Origin of the sequence: Cryobacterium sp. PH31-L1 (assembly GCF_030063145.1) — a bacterium.
In the GTDB taxonomy this organism is placed as follows: Bacteria; Actinomycetota; Actinomycetes; order Actinomycetales; family Microbacteriaceae; genus Cryobacterium.
Genome location: NZ_JASISM010000006.1, coordinates 20,095 through 35,639 on the forward strand (window position 1 = coordinate 20,095; position 15,545 = coordinate 35,639).

Annotated in this window: 17 protein-coding genes; 8 read left to right on the plus strand and 9 right to left on the minus strand. The window is 64.6% G+C overall.

Annotated elements, in window-relative coordinates:
• Nucleotides 1–45 precede the first annotated feature (45 nt).
• Entirely contained in the window at nt 46–1,356 is a 1,311-nt protein-coding gene (phoH2, locus tag QMF22_RS12675) for an RNA 5'-3' helicase PhoH2 (protein ID WP_283454662.1), read from the plus strand.
• 54 nt (nt 1,357–1,410) lie between these two features.
• Here the strand turns inward: phoH2 and QMF22_RS12680 are convergent, their stop codons facing one another.
• From QMF22_RS12680 to xseA, 5 genes are all read right to left on the minus strand, one after another.
• A complete protein-coding gene (locus QMF22_RS12680) occupies nt 1,411–2,835 on the minus strand; it encodes a class II fumarate hydratase (protein WP_283454140.1) in 1,425 nt (474 codons plus the stop codon).
• Between the two features lie 65 nt (nt 2,836–2,900).
• Entirely contained in the window at nt 2,901–3,551 is a 651-nt protein-coding gene (locus tag QMF22_RS12685; protein ID WP_283454142.1) for a carbonic anhydrase, read from the minus strand.
• On the minus strand, nt 3,548–4,201 hold the full coding sequence (locus tag QMF22_RS12690; protein WP_283454144.1) for a DUF4245 domain-containing protein: 654 nt from the start codon (nt 4,199–4,201) through the stop codon (nt 3,548–3,550). The genes QMF22_RS12685 and QMF22_RS12690 overlap by 4 nt, the downstream gene beginning before the upstream one ends.
• On the minus strand, nt 4,198–4,452 hold the full coding sequence (locus QMF22_RS12695) for an exodeoxyribonuclease VII small subunit (RefSeq protein ID WP_283454146.1): 255 nt from the start codon (nt 4,450–4,452) through the stop codon (nt 4,198–4,200). Before QMF22_RS12695 ends, QMF22_RS12690 begins: the two co-directional genes overlap by 4 nt.
• 5 nt (nt 4,453–4,457) lie before the next feature.
• A complete protein-coding gene (xseA, locus tag QMF22_RS12700) occupies nt 4,458–5,675 on the minus strand; it encodes an exodeoxyribonuclease VII large subunit (protein ID WP_283454148.1) in 1,218 nt (405 codons plus the stop codon).
• 147 nt (nt 5,676–5,822) lie between these two features.
• Here xseA and QMF22_RS12705 point away from each other — a divergent pair, with 147 nt between their 5' ends.
• Entirely contained in the window at nt 5,823–6,860 is a 1,038-nt protein-coding gene (locus tag QMF22_RS12705; protein ID WP_283454664.1) for a 4-hydroxy-3-methylbut-2-enyl diphosphate reductase, read from the plus strand.
• A gap of 61 nt (nt 6,861–6,921) precedes the next feature.
• Here the strand turns inward: QMF22_RS12705 and QMF22_RS12710 are convergent, their stop codons facing one another.
• The gene (locus QMF22_RS12710; RefSeq protein WP_283454150.1) at nt 6,922–7,497 is read right to left on the minus strand and encodes a DUF6264 family protein; all 576 of its coding nucleotides are present in this window, start codon (nt 7,495–7,497) and stop codon (nt 6,922–6,924) included.
• Nucleotides 7,498–7,501: 4 nt separating this feature from the next.
• Entirely contained in the window at nt 7,502–8,527 is a 1,026-nt protein-coding gene (gene fbaA, locus QMF22_RS12715; protein WP_283454152.1) for a class II fructose-bisphosphate aldolase, read from the minus strand.
• Nucleotides 8,528–8,736: 209 nt separating this feature from the next.
• Here fbaA and glpX point away from each other — a divergent pair, with 209 nt between their 5' ends.
• Nucleotides 8,737–9,669 carry a class II fructose-bisphosphatase gene (glpX, locus tag QMF22_RS12720; RefSeq protein ID WP_283454666.1) on the plus strand — a complete coding sequence of 311 codons (933 nt, stop codon included), beginning with the start codon at nt 8,737–8,739 and terminating at the stop codon, nt 9,667–9,669.
• A gap of 137 nt (nt 9,670–9,806) precedes the next feature.
• Here glpX and QMF22_RS12725 read toward each other — a convergent pair whose 3' ends face one another.
• On the minus strand, nt 9,807–11,294 hold the full coding sequence (locus tag QMF22_RS12725; RefSeq protein ID WP_283454154.1) for a DNA recombination protein RmuC: 1,488 nt from the start codon (nt 11,292–11,294) through the stop codon (nt 9,807–9,809).
• Nucleotides 11,295–11,368: 74 nt separating this feature from the next.
• Nucleotides 11,369–11,983, minus strand: a complete 615-nt coding sequence (locus tag QMF22_RS12730; RefSeq protein WP_283454156.1) for an exonuclease domain-containing protein — start codon at nt 11,981–11,983, stop codon at nt 11,369–11,371.
• A gap of 63 nt (nt 11,984–12,046) precedes the next feature.
• On the opposite strand from QMF22_RS12730, the gene ychF reads away from it, so the two are divergent.
• From ychF to QMF22_RS12755, 5 genes are all read left to right on the plus strand, one after another.
• On the plus strand, nt 12,047–13,120 hold the full coding sequence (ychF, locus tag QMF22_RS12735; RefSeq protein WP_283454158.1) for a redox-regulated ATPase YchF: 1,074 nt from the start codon (nt 12,047–12,049) through the stop codon (nt 13,118–13,120).
• 33 nt (nt 13,121–13,153) lie between these two features.
• Entirely contained in the window at nt 13,154–13,435 is a 282-nt protein-coding gene (locus QMF22_RS12740) for a type II toxin-antitoxin system RelE/ParE family toxin (protein WP_283454162.1), read from the plus strand.
• The gene (locus QMF22_RS12745; RefSeq protein ID WP_283454164.1) at nt 13,410–13,730 is read left to right on the plus strand and encodes a HigA family addiction module antitoxin; all 321 of its coding nucleotides are present in this window, start codon (nt 13,410–13,412) and stop codon (nt 13,728–13,730) included. The genes QMF22_RS12740 and QMF22_RS12745 overlap by 26 nt, the downstream gene beginning before the upstream one ends.
• 576 nt (nt 13,731–14,306) lie before the next feature.
• Nucleotides 14,307–14,981, plus strand: a complete 675-nt coding sequence (locus QMF22_RS12750) for an SDR family NAD(P)-dependent oxidoreductase (RefSeq protein WP_283454167.1) — start codon at nt 14,307–14,309, stop codon at nt 14,979–14,981.
• Between the two features lie 52 nt (nt 14,982–15,033).
• Complete coding sequence (locus QMF22_RS12755; RefSeq protein WP_283454169.1) at nt 15,034–15,510, plus strand: DoxX family protein; 477 nt, start codon at nt 15,034–15,036, stop codon at nt 15,508–15,510.
• Nucleotides 15,511–15,545: the final 35 nt, after the last annotated feature.

Here is a 15,545-nt window from a genome sequence, read left to right on the forward strand (position 1 = left end):
GCGAGAACCGACACTGAGCAAACTGAACGCAAGGCGACTGACCGGGTGGAAACATCCGTTTCGCAAACCGAGCGCACCTTTGTGTTGGACACCTCGGTGCTTCTGTCTGATCCGAAAGCGATTTTCCGCTTTGCCGAGCACGCCGTTGTGTTGCCCGTGGTGGTGATCAGCGAACTGGAGTCGAAACGAAATGACCCGGAGATCGGGTATTTCGCTCGGCAGGCGCTGCGTAACCTCGACGAGCTGAGGCTCAAGTACGAACGCCTCGACTTTCCGATTCCGGTCGGTGAGGGCGGCAGCCTGCGAGTGGAACTGAACCACTCGAACATGTCGGTGCTGCCGTCGGGCCTGCAGCTGAACGACAACGATTCGCGCATTCTCGCCGTGGCCCTGAACCTGGCCAATGACGGAATGACCGTGACCGTCGTCTCGAAGGACCTGCCGCTGCGGGTGAAGGCCGCGTCCCTCGGCCTCGCTGCCGATGAATACCGGCACGAACTCGCCGTCGACTCCGGCTGGACCGGCATGGACGAGATCACCCTCAGCGCCGAGCAGATGAGCGTGCTCTACGACAAAGAGACGCTTGACTCGCGCGCGGTGCAGGACATGCCGATCAATACCGGCCTGGTCATCCACTCGGATCGCGGGTCGGCTCTCGGCCGAGTGACCAGCCGTGGAACGCTCAAGCTCGTGCGCGGCGACCGTGACGTCTTTGGGCTGCACGGCCGGTCGGCCGAGCAACGACTGGCCATCGACCTGCTGCTCGACCCGGAGATCGGCATTCTGTCGCTGGGCGGACGAGCCGGAACCGGTAAGTCGGCGCTCGCTCTCTGCGCGGGCCTGGAGGCCGTGCTCGAGCGCCAGCAGTACCGCAAGATCATGGTGTTCCGGCCGCTGTATGCGGTCGGTGGCCAGGATCTCGGTTTTCTGCCCGGTGACCAGGGTGAGAAGATGGGGCCGTGGGCGCAGGCGGTCTTCGACACGCTCGGCGCGATCGTCTCGGAGAACGTGGTCGAGGAGGTGATGGAGCGTGGCATCTTGGAGGTGCTGCCGCTCACTCACATTCGAGGTCGGTCCCTGCACGACGCCTTCGTGATCGTGGACGAGGCGCAGTCGCTTGAACGCAACGTGCTCCTGACCGTGCTGAGCCGCATCGGTCAGAACTCGCGAGTAGTGCTCACCCATGACGTCGCCCAGCGCGACAATCTGCGGGTCGGCCGTTTCGACGGCGTGGCCAGCGTGATTGAGACGTTGAAGGGGCATCCGCTGTTTGCGCACATGACCCTGACCCGTTCGGAGCGCAGCGCGATCGCGGCTCTCGTGACGGAGATGCTGGAGGGCAACGAGGTTATGTAGTCGGTACGGCAAACCGCCCGGTCCCTCGCGGGGGCCGGGCGGTTTGCCGTGCTGTTACTTCTTCTGCGGGGGACGTGTCATGCTGAGCACGTCGAGGGCCGTGTCAAGCTCGGCGAGCGTGAGGTCGCCGCGTTCGACGTGGCCGAGCGCAATGACTGCCTCACGCACGGTGAGTCCCTCGGCGACGGCCTTCTTGGCCACCTTGGCGGCGGCTTCGTAGCCGATGACGCGGTTGAGCGGGGTGACGATGGACGGTGATTTCTCCGCCAGCGCACGCGCGTGCTCGAGGTTGGCGACGAGGCCGTCAACGGTCTTGTCGGCGAGAACGCGGGTCGCGTTGGTGAGCAGACGGATCGACTCGAGCAGGGCGGTTCCCATGACCGGGATACCGACGTTTAGCTCGAACGAGCCCGAAGCGCCGGACCAGGCGATGGTGGCATCGTTGCCGATGACGCGCGAGCACACCATGAGCACGGCTTCCGGAATGACCGGGTTGACTTTGCCGGGCATGATTGACGAGCCGGGCTGCAGGTCGGGAATGTTGAGTTCGCCGAACCCGGTGTTCGGGCCTGACCCCATCCAGCGCAGGTCGTTGTTGATCTTGGTCAGCGAGACGGCGATGGTGCGCAGGGCTCCGGAAGCGTCGACGAGGCCGTCGCGGTTGGCCTGGGCCTCGAAGTGGTCGCTCGCTTCGGTGATCGGCAGTTCGGTCTCCTGAACGAGCAGTTCGATGACCAGCTGCGGAAAACCGTAGGGCGTGTTGATGCCGGTGCCGACCGCGGTTCCGCCGAGCGGAACCTCGGCGACGCGGGGAAGAGCCGTTCGAATTCGCTCGATACCGAGGCGCATCTGGCGGGCGTAGCCGCCAAATTCCTGGCCGAGGGTGACCGGGGTCGCGTCCATCAGGTGGGTGCGCCCCGCCTTGACGGCCTCTTTCCACAGTTCAGCCTTGGACTCGAACGCGACCGCGAGGTGGTCGAGCGAGGGGATGAGCTCGTCGATCAGGGCGCTCGTCACGGCGATGTGCACTGAGGTGGGGAACACGTCGTTGGAGGACTGGCTCGCGTTGACGTGGTCGTTCGGGTGCACCGGGCGGCCGAGGGCGCGGGTCGCGAGGGTGGCGATGACCTCGTTCATGTTCATGTTCGACGAGGTACCGCTGCCGGTCTGGTAGACGTCGATCGGAAACTCGTTGTCGTACTGGCCGGTGATGACCTCGTCGGCGGCCGCGGCGATCGCGTCAGCGATGTCCTGCTCCAGCACGCCGAGCTGAGCGTTGGCGAGGGCTGCGGACTTCTTGATGCGGGCGAGAGCCGCGATTTGCGCGGACTCGAGTGTGGAACCCGAGATCGGGAAGTTCTCCACGGCTCGCTGTGTCTGGGCACCGTAGAGTGCGTCAGTCGGAACCCGGACCTCACCCATCGTGTCGTGTTCGATCCGGTAGCCGGCGTTTGCGGAGGTGTCCACCACTATGTGCATTCCCTTTCGGTGCTGTATGAGAGTCGTGCTGTGCGCAACGGGTGCGCGATTAAACGGCGGCGGGTCTAAATGACGCCCACCACGATGTTGGGGTCGGCCTGCCCTTCGCGAAGAACGTAATTCGCGCCGACGATAGCCAATGTACCTTCTGCGATGGCCGCGCTGATCACCTCGGACTGCTCGAGCAGTTCGGTAACCGTGTCTTTGAGGTGTTCCCGGCCCACGTGGCCGGCATCGACCAGCTGAGGTTCGAGAAAAGCGGATGCTGACGCCCCGCTCACCCGACGCACCGCCGGAACGATCTTTTCGATCACGTGGGCGATATGAACGGGGAGGGGCGGGGCATCCGCTGCTTGAGAGTCGATGGCGGCGCGCACCGCACCGCACTCGTCGTGGCCGAGCACGAGAATGAGTGGCACGTGCAGTACCGCGACGGCATATTCGAGCGAGCCGAGCACAGATTCGGAGATGATCTGACCGGCGTTGCGCACGACGAACAGGTCACCGAGGCCCTGGTCGAAGATGATCTCGGCGGCGAGGCGGGAGTCGCTGCAGCCGAACAGGGCAGCGTGCGGGGTCTGCTGGCCGACGAGTTCTGCCCGTCGGTCGACATCTTCGCGGTGCCGGGGGGTGCCGGCGACGAAGCGCACGTTGCCTTCGCGTAGTTCGTTCCAGGCCTCAGCCGGCGATGGGGGAGTCGTCCACGCGCGGTTCATTCGGCGGCGTTCTCTGCCACGTTGGGCGCCAGCGCGGTAGCGAGGGTCTCGAAGTCTCCGGTGGATGCCGTGCCGATGAGCACGTAGGTGCTCGTGCCAGCGGTCGTGACGAGGGCGTAGTCGAAGTTGCCTCGATCGGCGGCGGCCGCGCTGTTGCGGTAGACGTCCCAGGTGACTCCGGCGATACTCACGGTGTCGACGACGGGGGAGTCGGGCAGTTTCTGGGCGAGCCAGGTGGGGTTAGCGTCGAAGGCCTGGTTGAAGCCGATGTACTGGTTGTCGGGTGTGAGCAGCCCAATGTACCAGGAGGGTACTTGGCCGTTAGTGCCGGCCCGCCACTCGGCGTCATTGGCGCTCCAATCGACCGGCAACACGGGACTCGCGAGGGCGTGGCCCACGACGGGCTGCGTCTGGGCAGCGATACTCGCGTAGTCGATGTCGCGAGTGATCGGGTTGTCATTGCGCGGCACCAGCAGCACGAGCACGAGCACGGCGCCCACCGTCACGAGCAGGGACAGTACCAGATTGTTGACCGTCTTGTGCGAGCGGTACTTGCGCGAATTCTCGGCGAGTCGGTCGGCGGTCTCCTGCGGAGTCTCCGGCCGGCCGAGTTCGGCGACGACGCGCAATGGTTTGGGGGCGCGGCTCATCTGGCGGTCGCGGTGTCTTCGCTGGCGGGCGCCGTCTGGGCCAGACGGGCGGCATCCAGTCTGGCTTTCGCGCCGATCAGCCATTCTTCGCAGCGGCGGGCGAGGGCTTCGCCGCGTTCCCACAGCGCGAGCGACTGCTCCAGGGTGCTGGAGCCCTGCTCGAGCTCGTTCACCACGCGGATGAGCTCATCGCGGGCCTGTTCGTAGCTGAGTTCACTGGTGTCTGCGGCGGGCGAGGTCATGGCATCCATTCTAATTATTTCGACGCGGCGGCGTTGGTGGTGGCGGGCACGGTGCCGCTGGCCAGGGTGAGCAGAAGTTCGGTGCCAGCGGGGGCGTCGTCGGCGCTGCGCAACACATGACCGCTGGGAAGCTGGGCGATCGCGTAGCCGCGGTCGAGGGTGCCCTGGGGCGACAGGGCGCGCAGCTGCGAACGCAGTTCCACCACGGTGGCGCCAGCGCGTTCGAGAATGCGTACGGTGAGTTCGGCGCCGCGCGCCACGTAGCGGGTGAGATCTTCGCTGCGAGAGTCGATGATCCAGCGCGGGTCGCTCAGCACCGGTCGGCTGCGCAGCTGTGAAATGCGGTCGATTTCCGACGAGAGGATGCCGGTCAGTCGGCTGCTGAGGCGCGCCCGGGCCTGCTGCACCCGGTTCAATTCGTCGCTGACATCGGGAACGACGCGCTTGGCGGCATCCGTGGGGGTGGACGCCCGCAGATCGGCGACGTCGTCGAGCAGCGGACGGTCGGCCTCGTGCCCGATCGCGCTCACCAGCGGGGTTCTGCAGGCAGCAGCGGCGCGCACGAGACTCTCATCGCTGAAGGTGAGCAGGTTCTGAAAGTCGCCGCCGCCGCGAGCGACGATGATGACGTCGACCTCTGGGTCGGCGTCGAGCCGCTGGATCGCGCTGGTCACCTCGCCGACGGCACGGTTACCCTGTACAGCGGCGTGCGCGACCCGAAAATTCACGGCCGGCCAGCGCAGCTGCGCGTTGCGAATGACATCCTTCTCGGCGTCGGAATCTTTTCCGGTCACAAGGCCGATGCAGTGCGGCAAGAACGGCAGGTGCTTCTTGCGCGAGGCATCGAACAGGCCCTCGCTCGCGAGCTGTTTTCGCAGGCGTTCCAGTCGTTCGAGCAGGTCGCCGAGCCCGACGTGCCGCATCTCGAAGGCCTGCATGGTCAGCGTGCCGCCCTTGACCCAGAAGTTGGGCTTGACCAGGGCAACAACGCGGTCACCGGCCTTGAAATCGGCGGTCAGTTTGGCGCGCACCGACGACCAGATCGTGAAACTTACCGTGGCATCTTCAGAAAGATCTTTGAGCTTGCCGTAGACGTTGCCGCCGCTGGCACCCCACTGGGTGATCTCGCCCTCGACCCAGACCATGCCGAGCCGCTCGATGTAGCCGCGGATCTTACCCGAAAGCAGAGCGACCGGCCACGGCGTTTCGACGGTGGCGGGGGCATCCGTCATACGGTGATCCTGTCGGTGGTGCTGATCGTGGCGCTGACGTTGGGCACAGGCGGGTCCTCCCAGAGTTCTTCGATCGGTCGTGCGTAGACTGAGGCGGTGAACACCAGCGCGCACACTACTGACAAGCCGACCTCTATTGGCCTGGGCATGCCACGCATTCCCAGCGCTCGCAACAGGCTTAAGGATACCCCCGTGGTCGGACATAAGCGGGTGCTGCTCGCTGCCCCGCGTGGTTACTGCGCCGGAGTCGACCGCGCGGTCATCGCCGTGGAGAAGGCGCTCGAGCACTACGGCGCCCCCGTGTACGTGCGCAAGCAGATCGTGCACAACATTCACGTGGTCTCGGAGCTCGAGAATCTGGGTGCCATCTTCGTCGACGAGGTCGACGAAGTTCCGCGCGGCGCGCACATCGTGTTCAGCGCCCACGGGGTCTCACCGGCCGTCGTCAACGCCGCCGCCGAGCGCGGGCTGCAAGCCATCGACGCCACCTGCCCGCTCGTGACCAAGGTGCACCGCGAAGCCGTGCGTTTCGCCCGCGATGATTTTCAGATTCTGCTGATCGGCCACGAAGGCCACGAGGAGGTCGAGGGCACCGCCGGTGAAGCCCCAGAGCACACCACGCTCGTCGGCAGTCCCGAGGAAGCCGATACCGTTGTCGTGCGCGACCCCGACAAGGTGGTCTGGCTGTCCCAGACCACGCTCAGCGTTGACGAGACCATGGAGACCGTGCGTCGGCTGCGGGCGCGCTTTCCTAACCTGCAGGATCCGCCCAGCGACGACATCTGCTACGCCACCCAGAACCGCCAAGTGGCCATTAAAAAGGTCGCGCGCGACTCCGACCTCGTGATCGTGGTCGGCTCCGCCAACTCGTCGAACTCCGTGCGCCTGGTCGAAGTGGCTCTGGAATACGGTGCGAAAGCGGCCTACCGCGTTGACTTCGCGAGCGAGGTCAAGCAGGAGTGGCTCGACAACGCGGCCACCGTGGGCGTGACGAGCGGGGCATCCGTTCCCGAAGAACTCGTCGACGAACTGCTCGCCGCCCTCGCCGACGCCGGCTACGCCGACGTCGTGCCGGTCAAGACCGCCGAAGAAGACCTGATCTTCTCGCTGCCCAAGGAACTGCGCAAGGACCTTTCGGGCGAAACGGATGCCCGTGCCTTCGGCGGCCGCGCCGCCGCCGAGTAAACGGCCGAGTGACCCGGGGAACGGAAGGATCTCGCTTCGTTCCTCGGGGGCTGCACCTGCGCTACTGGCGGCTGAGAAACTCAATTAGGGTCGTGTCGATGGAGAGCGCAGCCACGGTGAAGGCGAACAGCACGACGAGGGACACAGCTCCACCGGCGATCGGCACGTAGAAAGTCCGTCGATGACGCAGCAGCATCCGAACGGATATGGCTGCCGCGGCGAGCCAGACGAATATCAGCACGATTGCGCCGGACGTCGTGATCGCACCGACGGATGCAGCGGGATCGTACGTTCCCAGGCCCTCCCGCGTGTAGAACATTTGCATGGCAACCGGGAAACCGCCGAGCGAGAACACGCCGTAGACATTTGCCAGGAGCCCGAAGGCAAGTAGACCGATGGTCCACGGGCGGTCCCAGCCGGGAACGGTTCGCGGTCCGGCCACCACCGGGGGAGCCTGCTGATAGTTGGGGGACGGTGTTCCCGCTCCCGCCCCGGCAGTGGGGGAGGGAGCGGGGTCAACCCGGTTCGTGTCCTGCGGCGGCTGCCAGGTCCAGCCTTCAGGGGCGAGTTCGCCGTACTGGGGGCGCGGGCGTGGGTCTTTCGCGGGTGGTGGAACGGAGTCCGGGCTGTCTGTCATTGCTCTAACTGTTTGAGTGCCCGGCGGAGCCGAGCTGGCGGGTGGAATCAACGACGCGAGCGGCCATGGCCGACTCGGCCACCTTGCCCCAGGCGCGCGGGTCGTAAACCTTCTTGTTGCCGACTTCGCCGTCAACCTTGATCACGCTGTCGTAGTTCTTGAGCATGTAGTCGGCGATCGAGCGAGTGAAAGCGTACTGGGTGTCGGTGTCGATGTTCATCTTGACGACGCCGTTAGCGACGGCTTCGGCGATCTCAGCATCGGTTGAGCCGGAGCCGCCGTGGAATACCAAGTCGAGAGGCAGCGCTGCGAGTGCGAACTTGGAGGACAGTCCGGTCTGGATCTGCTTGAGGAGTTCCGGGCGCAGCTTCACGTTGCCGGGCTTGTAGACGCCGTGCACGTTGCCGAAGGTGAGGGCGGCCATGTAGCGGCCCTGCTCGCCGAGGCCGAGGGCCTCGACCATCTTGATGGCGTCGTCGAGCGTCGTGTACAGATTCTCATTGACGTCGGCCTGAACGCCGTCTTCTTCGCCGCCGACGGCGCCGATCTCGACCTCGAGGATGGCGTTGATCGCGCGGGTGCGCTTGAGGATGTCAGTGGCGATATCCAGGTTCTTGTCCAGCGCGATGGCCGAGCCGTCCCACATGTGCGACTGAAAAATGGGGTTGCCGCCGTCGGCTACCGCAGACTCCGAGGCTTCGATGAGCGGAATGACGAAGTCACCGAGGGCGCCCTCGGGGCAGTGGTCGGTGTGCAGGGCGACGGTGATCGGGTAGTTGTCGGCGACCGAGTGCGCGAAACGGGCGAAGGCGAGCGCGCCGGAGGCCCGGTTTTTCACGGTGTGGCCGGCGAAGTAGTCGGCGCCACCGGTGGTGACCTGGATGATGCCGTCGGATCCGGCTTCGGTCAGGCCCTGGAGAACGGCGTTGATGCTCTGCGACGATGACACGTTGAACGCGGGGTAGGCGAACCCGCCCGTCTTCGCTTTGTCGAGCATGGCGGCGTACTGGTCGGGGGTTGCGATGGGCATTGCTTCTCCTCGAAAGTGTGCGGGGGTGTGACCCGAGTCTAGCCACGCCTGCCTCGGCGTGGTCCGTGCGCGATAAGGTGACTCGGGCGGACAATCCGCGCGACCCGCCGCGCATCCGTCGTATTCGAAGTCGAACTTACGTCCGGGAGGACCTTTTGAACAGCACCGAGACCGCCACTCTGTTTCAACACCCCGACCGTAACCTCGCGATGGAGCTCGTGCGCGCCACCGAGGCCGCCGCTATCCGTGCCGTGCCCTTCATCGGCCGCGGCGACAAGAACGCCGCCGACAAGGCCGCCGTCGACGCCATGCGCGCCTTCCTCGGCACCGTCAACTTCGACGGACTCATCGTCATCGGTGAGGGCGAAAAAGACGAAGCCCCCATGCTTTTCAACGGTGAGCACGTCGGCAACGGCCGTGGCCCCGCTTGCGACATCGCCGTGGACCCCATCGACGGAACGAGCCTGACCGCAGCGGGCCGCCAGAACGCCGTCTCGGTCATCGCCGTGTCGGACCGCGGCACCATGCTGGACGCCTCGTCGATCTTTTACATGGACAAGATCGTCACCGGTGCAGCCGGTCGCGGCGTCGTCAGCCTCGACCAGTCGATCGCCGACAACCTGCGTGAGCTTGCCAAGGCATTGAAGAAGCCAGTCGGGGAGCTGACGGTTGCCGTTCTCGACCGCCCCCGCCACGCCGGCCTGATCGACGCGATTCGCAGCGCCGGTGCCGGAACCCGCCTTATGCTCGACGGCGACGTGGCCGGCGGTATCAACGCTGCCCGCTACGAGACCCGCATCGACATGTGCGTCGGCATCGGCGGAAGCCCGGAAGGCATCACCACGGCCTGCGCGCTCAAGGCGCTCGGCGGCTACATGCAGGGACGCCTGGCTCCGAAGGACGACGCTGAGCGTGCCCGTGGCGTTGCGGCCGGTCTCGACATCGACAAGCTGCTCGAGATCGACGACATGGTCAGCGGCGACAACACGTTCTTCGTGGCGACCGGCGTGACCGACGGCGGACTCGTCGACGGCGTGCGTCGCAAGGGCCCGATGATCCGCACCGAAAGCATCGTGCTGCGCTCGCGTTCGGGCACGGCCCGTCGAGTCATCGCCGAGCACCTCGCCGAGAAGTGGCTATAGTCACGTCGACCGGCTCGGGCCTGTAAACGAAACGGGCTCGCAAGCAAAACGGGCTCGTAACCCAAACTGCATGCCTCGGGTCTGTTCGTTCAGACTCGAGGCGTGCAGTTTCTTCGTTCGCATCCTCTGTCGCTGACTTAAACGTGTACCTCGGAATCCGATTCGTCGGCATCAGCGAGACGCCGGTCGATCACGCTGTGTCTGGCCTCATTCAATTCAGCGCCGTCCAGTTGAACGCCGTCCAGTTGAACGCCGTCCAGTTGAACGCCGTCCAGTTGAACGCCGTCCAGTTGAACGGGCAGGTCAAGTTCGTCGGATTCGGACGCCGGCGCCTCCAGCTCGGGTGCGGTCAGCTTGCGCGGCGAATCGTGAATGATTGCCGGTTCGGTGAGCAGCCCGATCTTGGTCTGGTCGATTCCCGGAAACTGCCGCGCGGTGACAAGAACCCGGGATTCGAGTGAGTTGGCGAATTTGTTGTAGCTGTCCACCGTGCGCTCCAGCGCCTTTCGCAACGACTCCGCGTGGCCGCTGAGCGCACCGAGCCGTTGGTACAGGGCGTTGCCGAGATCGAAGAGTTTCTGCGCCTCATCGGTGACGGCCTGCTGCTGCCAGGTGAAAGCTACCGTCTTCAGCACCGCCCACAGGTTCACCGGTGACGCCAGGGCTACCCGTTTGCTGAACGAATAGTCGAGAATCGACGGGTCGGCTTCGAGCGCAGCGGAGAGCAGGGATTCGCTCGGAATGAAGGCGATCACGAACTCGGGGCTGGCATCGAAGCCTTCCCAGTAGGTCTTCTTGGCCAACGCGTCAATGTGAGCGCGCACGGCCTTCACGTGCTTGTCGATCAGTAGCTTGCGTCGGGCACCCTCTTCGCCGGTGGCCGTATAGGGAATGGTGCTGGCCTCGATGTAGTGCTCGAGCGGAACCTTGGCATCGATCGCGATCGACTTATTGCCGGGCAGCCGCACGACCATGTCGGGTCGGCCAAGGCCGGCATCCGTTGTGATGTTGGTCTGCGTATTGAAGTCGACGTACTGGGCCAGACCGGCGGCCTCCACGACGCGCCGCAGCTGGGTCTCGCCCCAGACACCGCGGGTGCTGTTGGAACGCAGGGCGCTCGCAAGCGACTCGGTGGTCACCCGCAATTGCTGATCCGAGATTTGCGCCTGCTTGAGCTGTTCAGAGAGGGAGCCGTACTGTTCGCTGCGCTGCGTCTCGAGTTCGGTGACTTTCTCCTGCATCGTGCGCAGCGTCTCACGCACGGGGCTGAGGGCCTCCAACACGAGGTGTTCGCGCTTCTCCCGCTCGGACTGCAGCAGTTGGTCGGAGCGCTGCCGTTCGACGGTTTCGCGCGCACTGGCCCGGTCGTGCTCGATCTGCGCCGAGAGTCCGTCGACGGTGGCGAGAGCGGCCGACAGCTCACTCTGCAGGGCCGCGCGAACCGTGGCCTCGCTCGCTCGTGCTTCGGCGAGGTCTACCTGATGATGGGCTTCGAGCACGGCGGGGTCGGCGGTTTCAACGCCGGGGATACCCGAGCGTTTGCGTTGCAGCAGCACCATGGCCAACAGGGCGCCCAGCGCGGCACCGACGACGAGACCGACGATCAAACTCAGCAGTGGATCCATGCTTTAAGTCTGCCAGCGACCACCGACATCGCCGGATGACACTCGGACCGGGAGAAACGCTGCGCAGAATCTACTTAGCTGAGCGCCATCGGACCGTGCGTCGAGGCGTGCTCCTGCGTGGCCACCGGCCCGATCACGCCGACCTTCACCCGGGTCACGTGGGCCAGTTGCTCGATCGTGTCGACCTCGTGACGCCCCGCCGCGTGGATCATGATGGCCGCACACGCCTCGGCGTCGGCCAGCGCGTTGTGGTGCGAGAAGTCCTCGAAGCCGGCCGCCATGGCCGCGACCGGCAGACGGTACGACTCCAGGTGATAGGTGCGCCGGGCTACCTGCAGGCTGCAGACATAGCGAAAATCGGGAACCGGCTGGCCGGTCACGAGCGATGCCGTCTTGACCACGCCCAAGTCGAAACCGGCGTTGTGGGCCACGAGATAGTCGTCGCCGACGAAGGCGACCAACTGCGGAAGCTGGTCGGGCCAGCTGGCAGCACCCACGACGTCCGCTGTGGTGATGCCGTGGATGCGCGTGTTCCACTCGGAGAACTCGTCGTGGCCGGGCGGCGGTGCAATGAGCCAGTAGGCCGAATCGACGACCACGCCGTCACGCACTTTCACCATCCCTACTGAGCACGCGGAGGCGCCTGAGGAGTTGGCGGTTTCGAAATCGATCGCGGTGAAATTCAGCACGCCTTATGGTCTCACGGGCCACCGACAGAGCCCGCGCAGACGTGGCCGGTAGACTGGTCTCTCGTGGCTCTTACAATTGCAATCGTCGGACTCCCCAATGTGGGCAAGTCCACCCTGTTCAACGCCCTGACCAAGAACAACGTGCTCGCCGCGAACTACCCGTTCGCCACGATCGAGCCCAACGTTGGAATCGTGAACCTTCCCGATTCGCGCCTGGCCGACCTGGCGACCATCTATGGCAGCAAAACCCTGCTGCCGGCGCCGGTGTCGTTCGTCGACATCGCCGGCATCGTGCGTGGCGCGAGCGAGGGGGAGGGGCTCGGCAACAAGTTCCTCGCCAACATTCGCGAAGCGGACGCCATCGCCCAGGTCATTCGCGGATTCGCCGACCCCGACGTGGTGCACGTCGACGGCAAGGTCAACCCGGCCGGCGACATGGAGACGATCAACACCGAGCTGATCCTCGCTGACCTGCAGACCCTGGAGAAGGCCGTGCTGCGTTTCGAGAAAGAGGTCAAGGGGCGGAAGCTGCCGCCGCTCGTGCTTGAGACCGCGATCAAGGCGCAGGCCATTCTCGACGGTGGCCAGCCGCTGTCCGCGGCGACGCTCGACATCGAGCCGATTCGCGAACTCGGTCTGCTGACCGCGAAGCCGTTCATCTACGTCTTCAACGTGGACGAGGCCGTTCTGCAGGACCAGGCCAAACTCGGCGCCTTAGCCGCGCTCGTTGCTCCGGCTAACGCCGTGTTCCTCGACGCCAAGCTCGAGAGTGAACTGAGCGAACTCGACGCCGAGGATGCCGCTGAAATGCTCGCCTCGACCGGCCAGGCCGAGAGCGGTCTCGACCAGCTCGCCCGCATCGGCTTCGACACCCTCGGCTTGCAGACCTACCTCACGGCCGGTCCGAAAGAATGCCGCGCCTGGACCATTCACAAGGGCTGGACTGCGCCGCAGGCCGCCGGAGTCATCCACACCGACTTCCAGAAGGGCTTCATCAAGGCCGAGATCTTCTCCTTCGAAGACCTCATGGCTGCCGGTTCGATCGCCGAGGCCCGTTCCAAGGGCAAGGCCCGTATCGAGGGCAAGGAATACGTCATGCAGGACGGCGACGTCGTGGAGTTCCGGTTCAACGTCTAGCGTTATTAACGCGCTGCGTCATACACTTGTCGTGTGATCAGGTCGTTCGGCAACAAGGACACTGGAAAGATCTGGCACGAGCAGTACGTCAAGGGTGTCGACCGGACCGTCCAGCGCGCGACCCTGCGGAAACTCGAGTTAGTCAATGCGGCCAAGGATATCGAGGATCTTCGGATCCCTCCGGGGAATCGTTTGGAGCGGCTGGTCGGTGACCGTCGAGGTCAGTACAGCATCCGGGTGAACGCCCAGTGGCGCATCTGCTTCGTCTGGAGAGAAGGAGGAGCGGACAATGTCGAACTCGTCGACTACCACTGAGGATGACCTGATCGAGCCGATCCATCCGGGAGAGATCCTGATGGAGGACTTCATCGCTGGATTCGGGATCACGCAGAACAAGCTCGCGGTCAGCATTGGGGTGCCGCCGCGCCGGATCAATGAGATCGTTCACGGCAAGCGGGGCATCACGGCCGACACGGCGATCCGCCTGGCGCGGTACTTCGGAACTTCGGAAGAGTTCTGGATGAACCTGCAGTCCAACTATGAGCTGCGTCGCGAGCGCCGGGCGCTGCGGGACAAAGTTGCATCGATCACACCGCTGAAGGTCGCGTGACAGATCCCTCGATCGAGGTAGTCGCGCACGATGCGTTGGGGGGCGCGAGACTTCGACCAGCTGGGGCGGCTGTTCAACGACGAGTATTTTTCACCGTCGGAACGTGGTCGAATTCCGATGTCTGAGGTGCGTGACAGGGTGTCCACATGGAACGCATATCGATCACCGAACGGGCAGAGCTGATCCTTCACGATGCCGCCTCGACGCTCATGACTCCCGCGGCCGGCGAATGTCGCGCCAGGGAACTTCTTGCGCGGCTCTCAGCGATGGGAGCGTGTTGTTGCGATTGCGAAATGATCATGAACACCTATGAGCCCGCCACGCGGCTCTGGTCGCGGGCGCATGAATCCGTTGCCTCCGATGATTTTGACGAGTGGGTGGACCCCGAGCCACCCGACAGGATGCCCCCGTGCGAGACAACACGACGGGGCTCGACCAAACCGTGTGCGAGCTGGAACGCATTTCACGCTCGCGGAACCGGTGATTCGACTTCGGAACGTGGTGGAGTTCAGGTTCAACGTTTAGGCTCGAGCCTTCTCGCGAAAGTCATCGCAGCATAAATCGAAGGAGAGCACCGTGCCCGTCATCGCCATCATTGGAGCCGGACCAGGACTCGGCGCGGCAGTTGCGCGAAAATTCGGGCGCGAAGGCTTCGCCATTGCCCTGATATCCAGAAACCAGGCGAAGTTGGACGGTATGGCAGCCGAGCTCACCGCTGCCGGCTTCACCGCGGGTGCTTACGCTGCGGATGTGCTCACGCCGGTTTCGCTCGAAGCTGCTCTGACGCGGGCCGCCGACGAACTTGGGCCAATTACGGCCTTGCAGTACAGCCCGCTTCCGTCACGTGCATATCTGAAGCCGGTGCTCGATCTGACTCCGGAGTTGGCGCTGGAGGCTCTGCAGTTTTCTGCCCTGGGACTCATCCACGCGGTGCGTGCGGTGCTCCCCACGATGCGGCAGGCCGGAAGCGGCAGCATCATCATGATCAACGGCGGAACCTCCGTCAAGGCCCGGGCCGGTTTCGCCGGCACGTCGGTCGCATTTCCGTCCGAGAGTGCCTACGGCGAGATGCTCCACGACGCCCTCGAGGGTGAGGGTATCCGGGTCAATCAGCTTGTGATTCCCGGCGGCATTCCACAGCTTCAGCTTGATAACGGCATCGACGGTGTCGCCGATCGCATCTGGGATCTCCACGCTGGTGCCGGTCCGTTCCGAACCATGCTCATCCCTCTTGAGGACGGCAGGGAGTAGCACGGCCGACTGCATTGTGCCAGCCGATCGAGCCGAGTGCTAGCGTTCTGGGATGACTGAGAATGCCACGCCGAGACCCCGCACGTCCGGTACTCGCACGTCCGTCACTCGCTCGGCCCCACGCGCGGTGGCCCGGATTGCGTTGGGGTTGGCACTCGCCGGTGCCGGCACGACCCACCTCACGGTCGCTCGGGAGGAATTCCAGGCGCAGGTTCCGGACTGGGTACCACTCAACGACGACTTGGTCGTGCTCGGCTCCGGCGTGGTGGAGATCACCCTCGGCGTGGCGCTCTTGGTCGCGTCGAAGCAGCGCGTGCTGGTGGGATTTGTCGTCGCGGCCTTTTTCATTGCCATCTTTCCCGGAAACATTTCGCAGTACGTGACGAAAACTGACGCGTTCGGCCTCGATACCGACCAAAGCCGCTTCCTCCGCCTGCTCTTCCAGCCGCTCCTGGTGTTGTGGGCCTTGTGGGCGACGGGCGCGAGCACGGTGCTCCGGCGGGCATTGAGTCGGCGTCGGCGCTATTAGCTCTGTTCCGTACTGAGTCGACTAGGGGTCAGCCG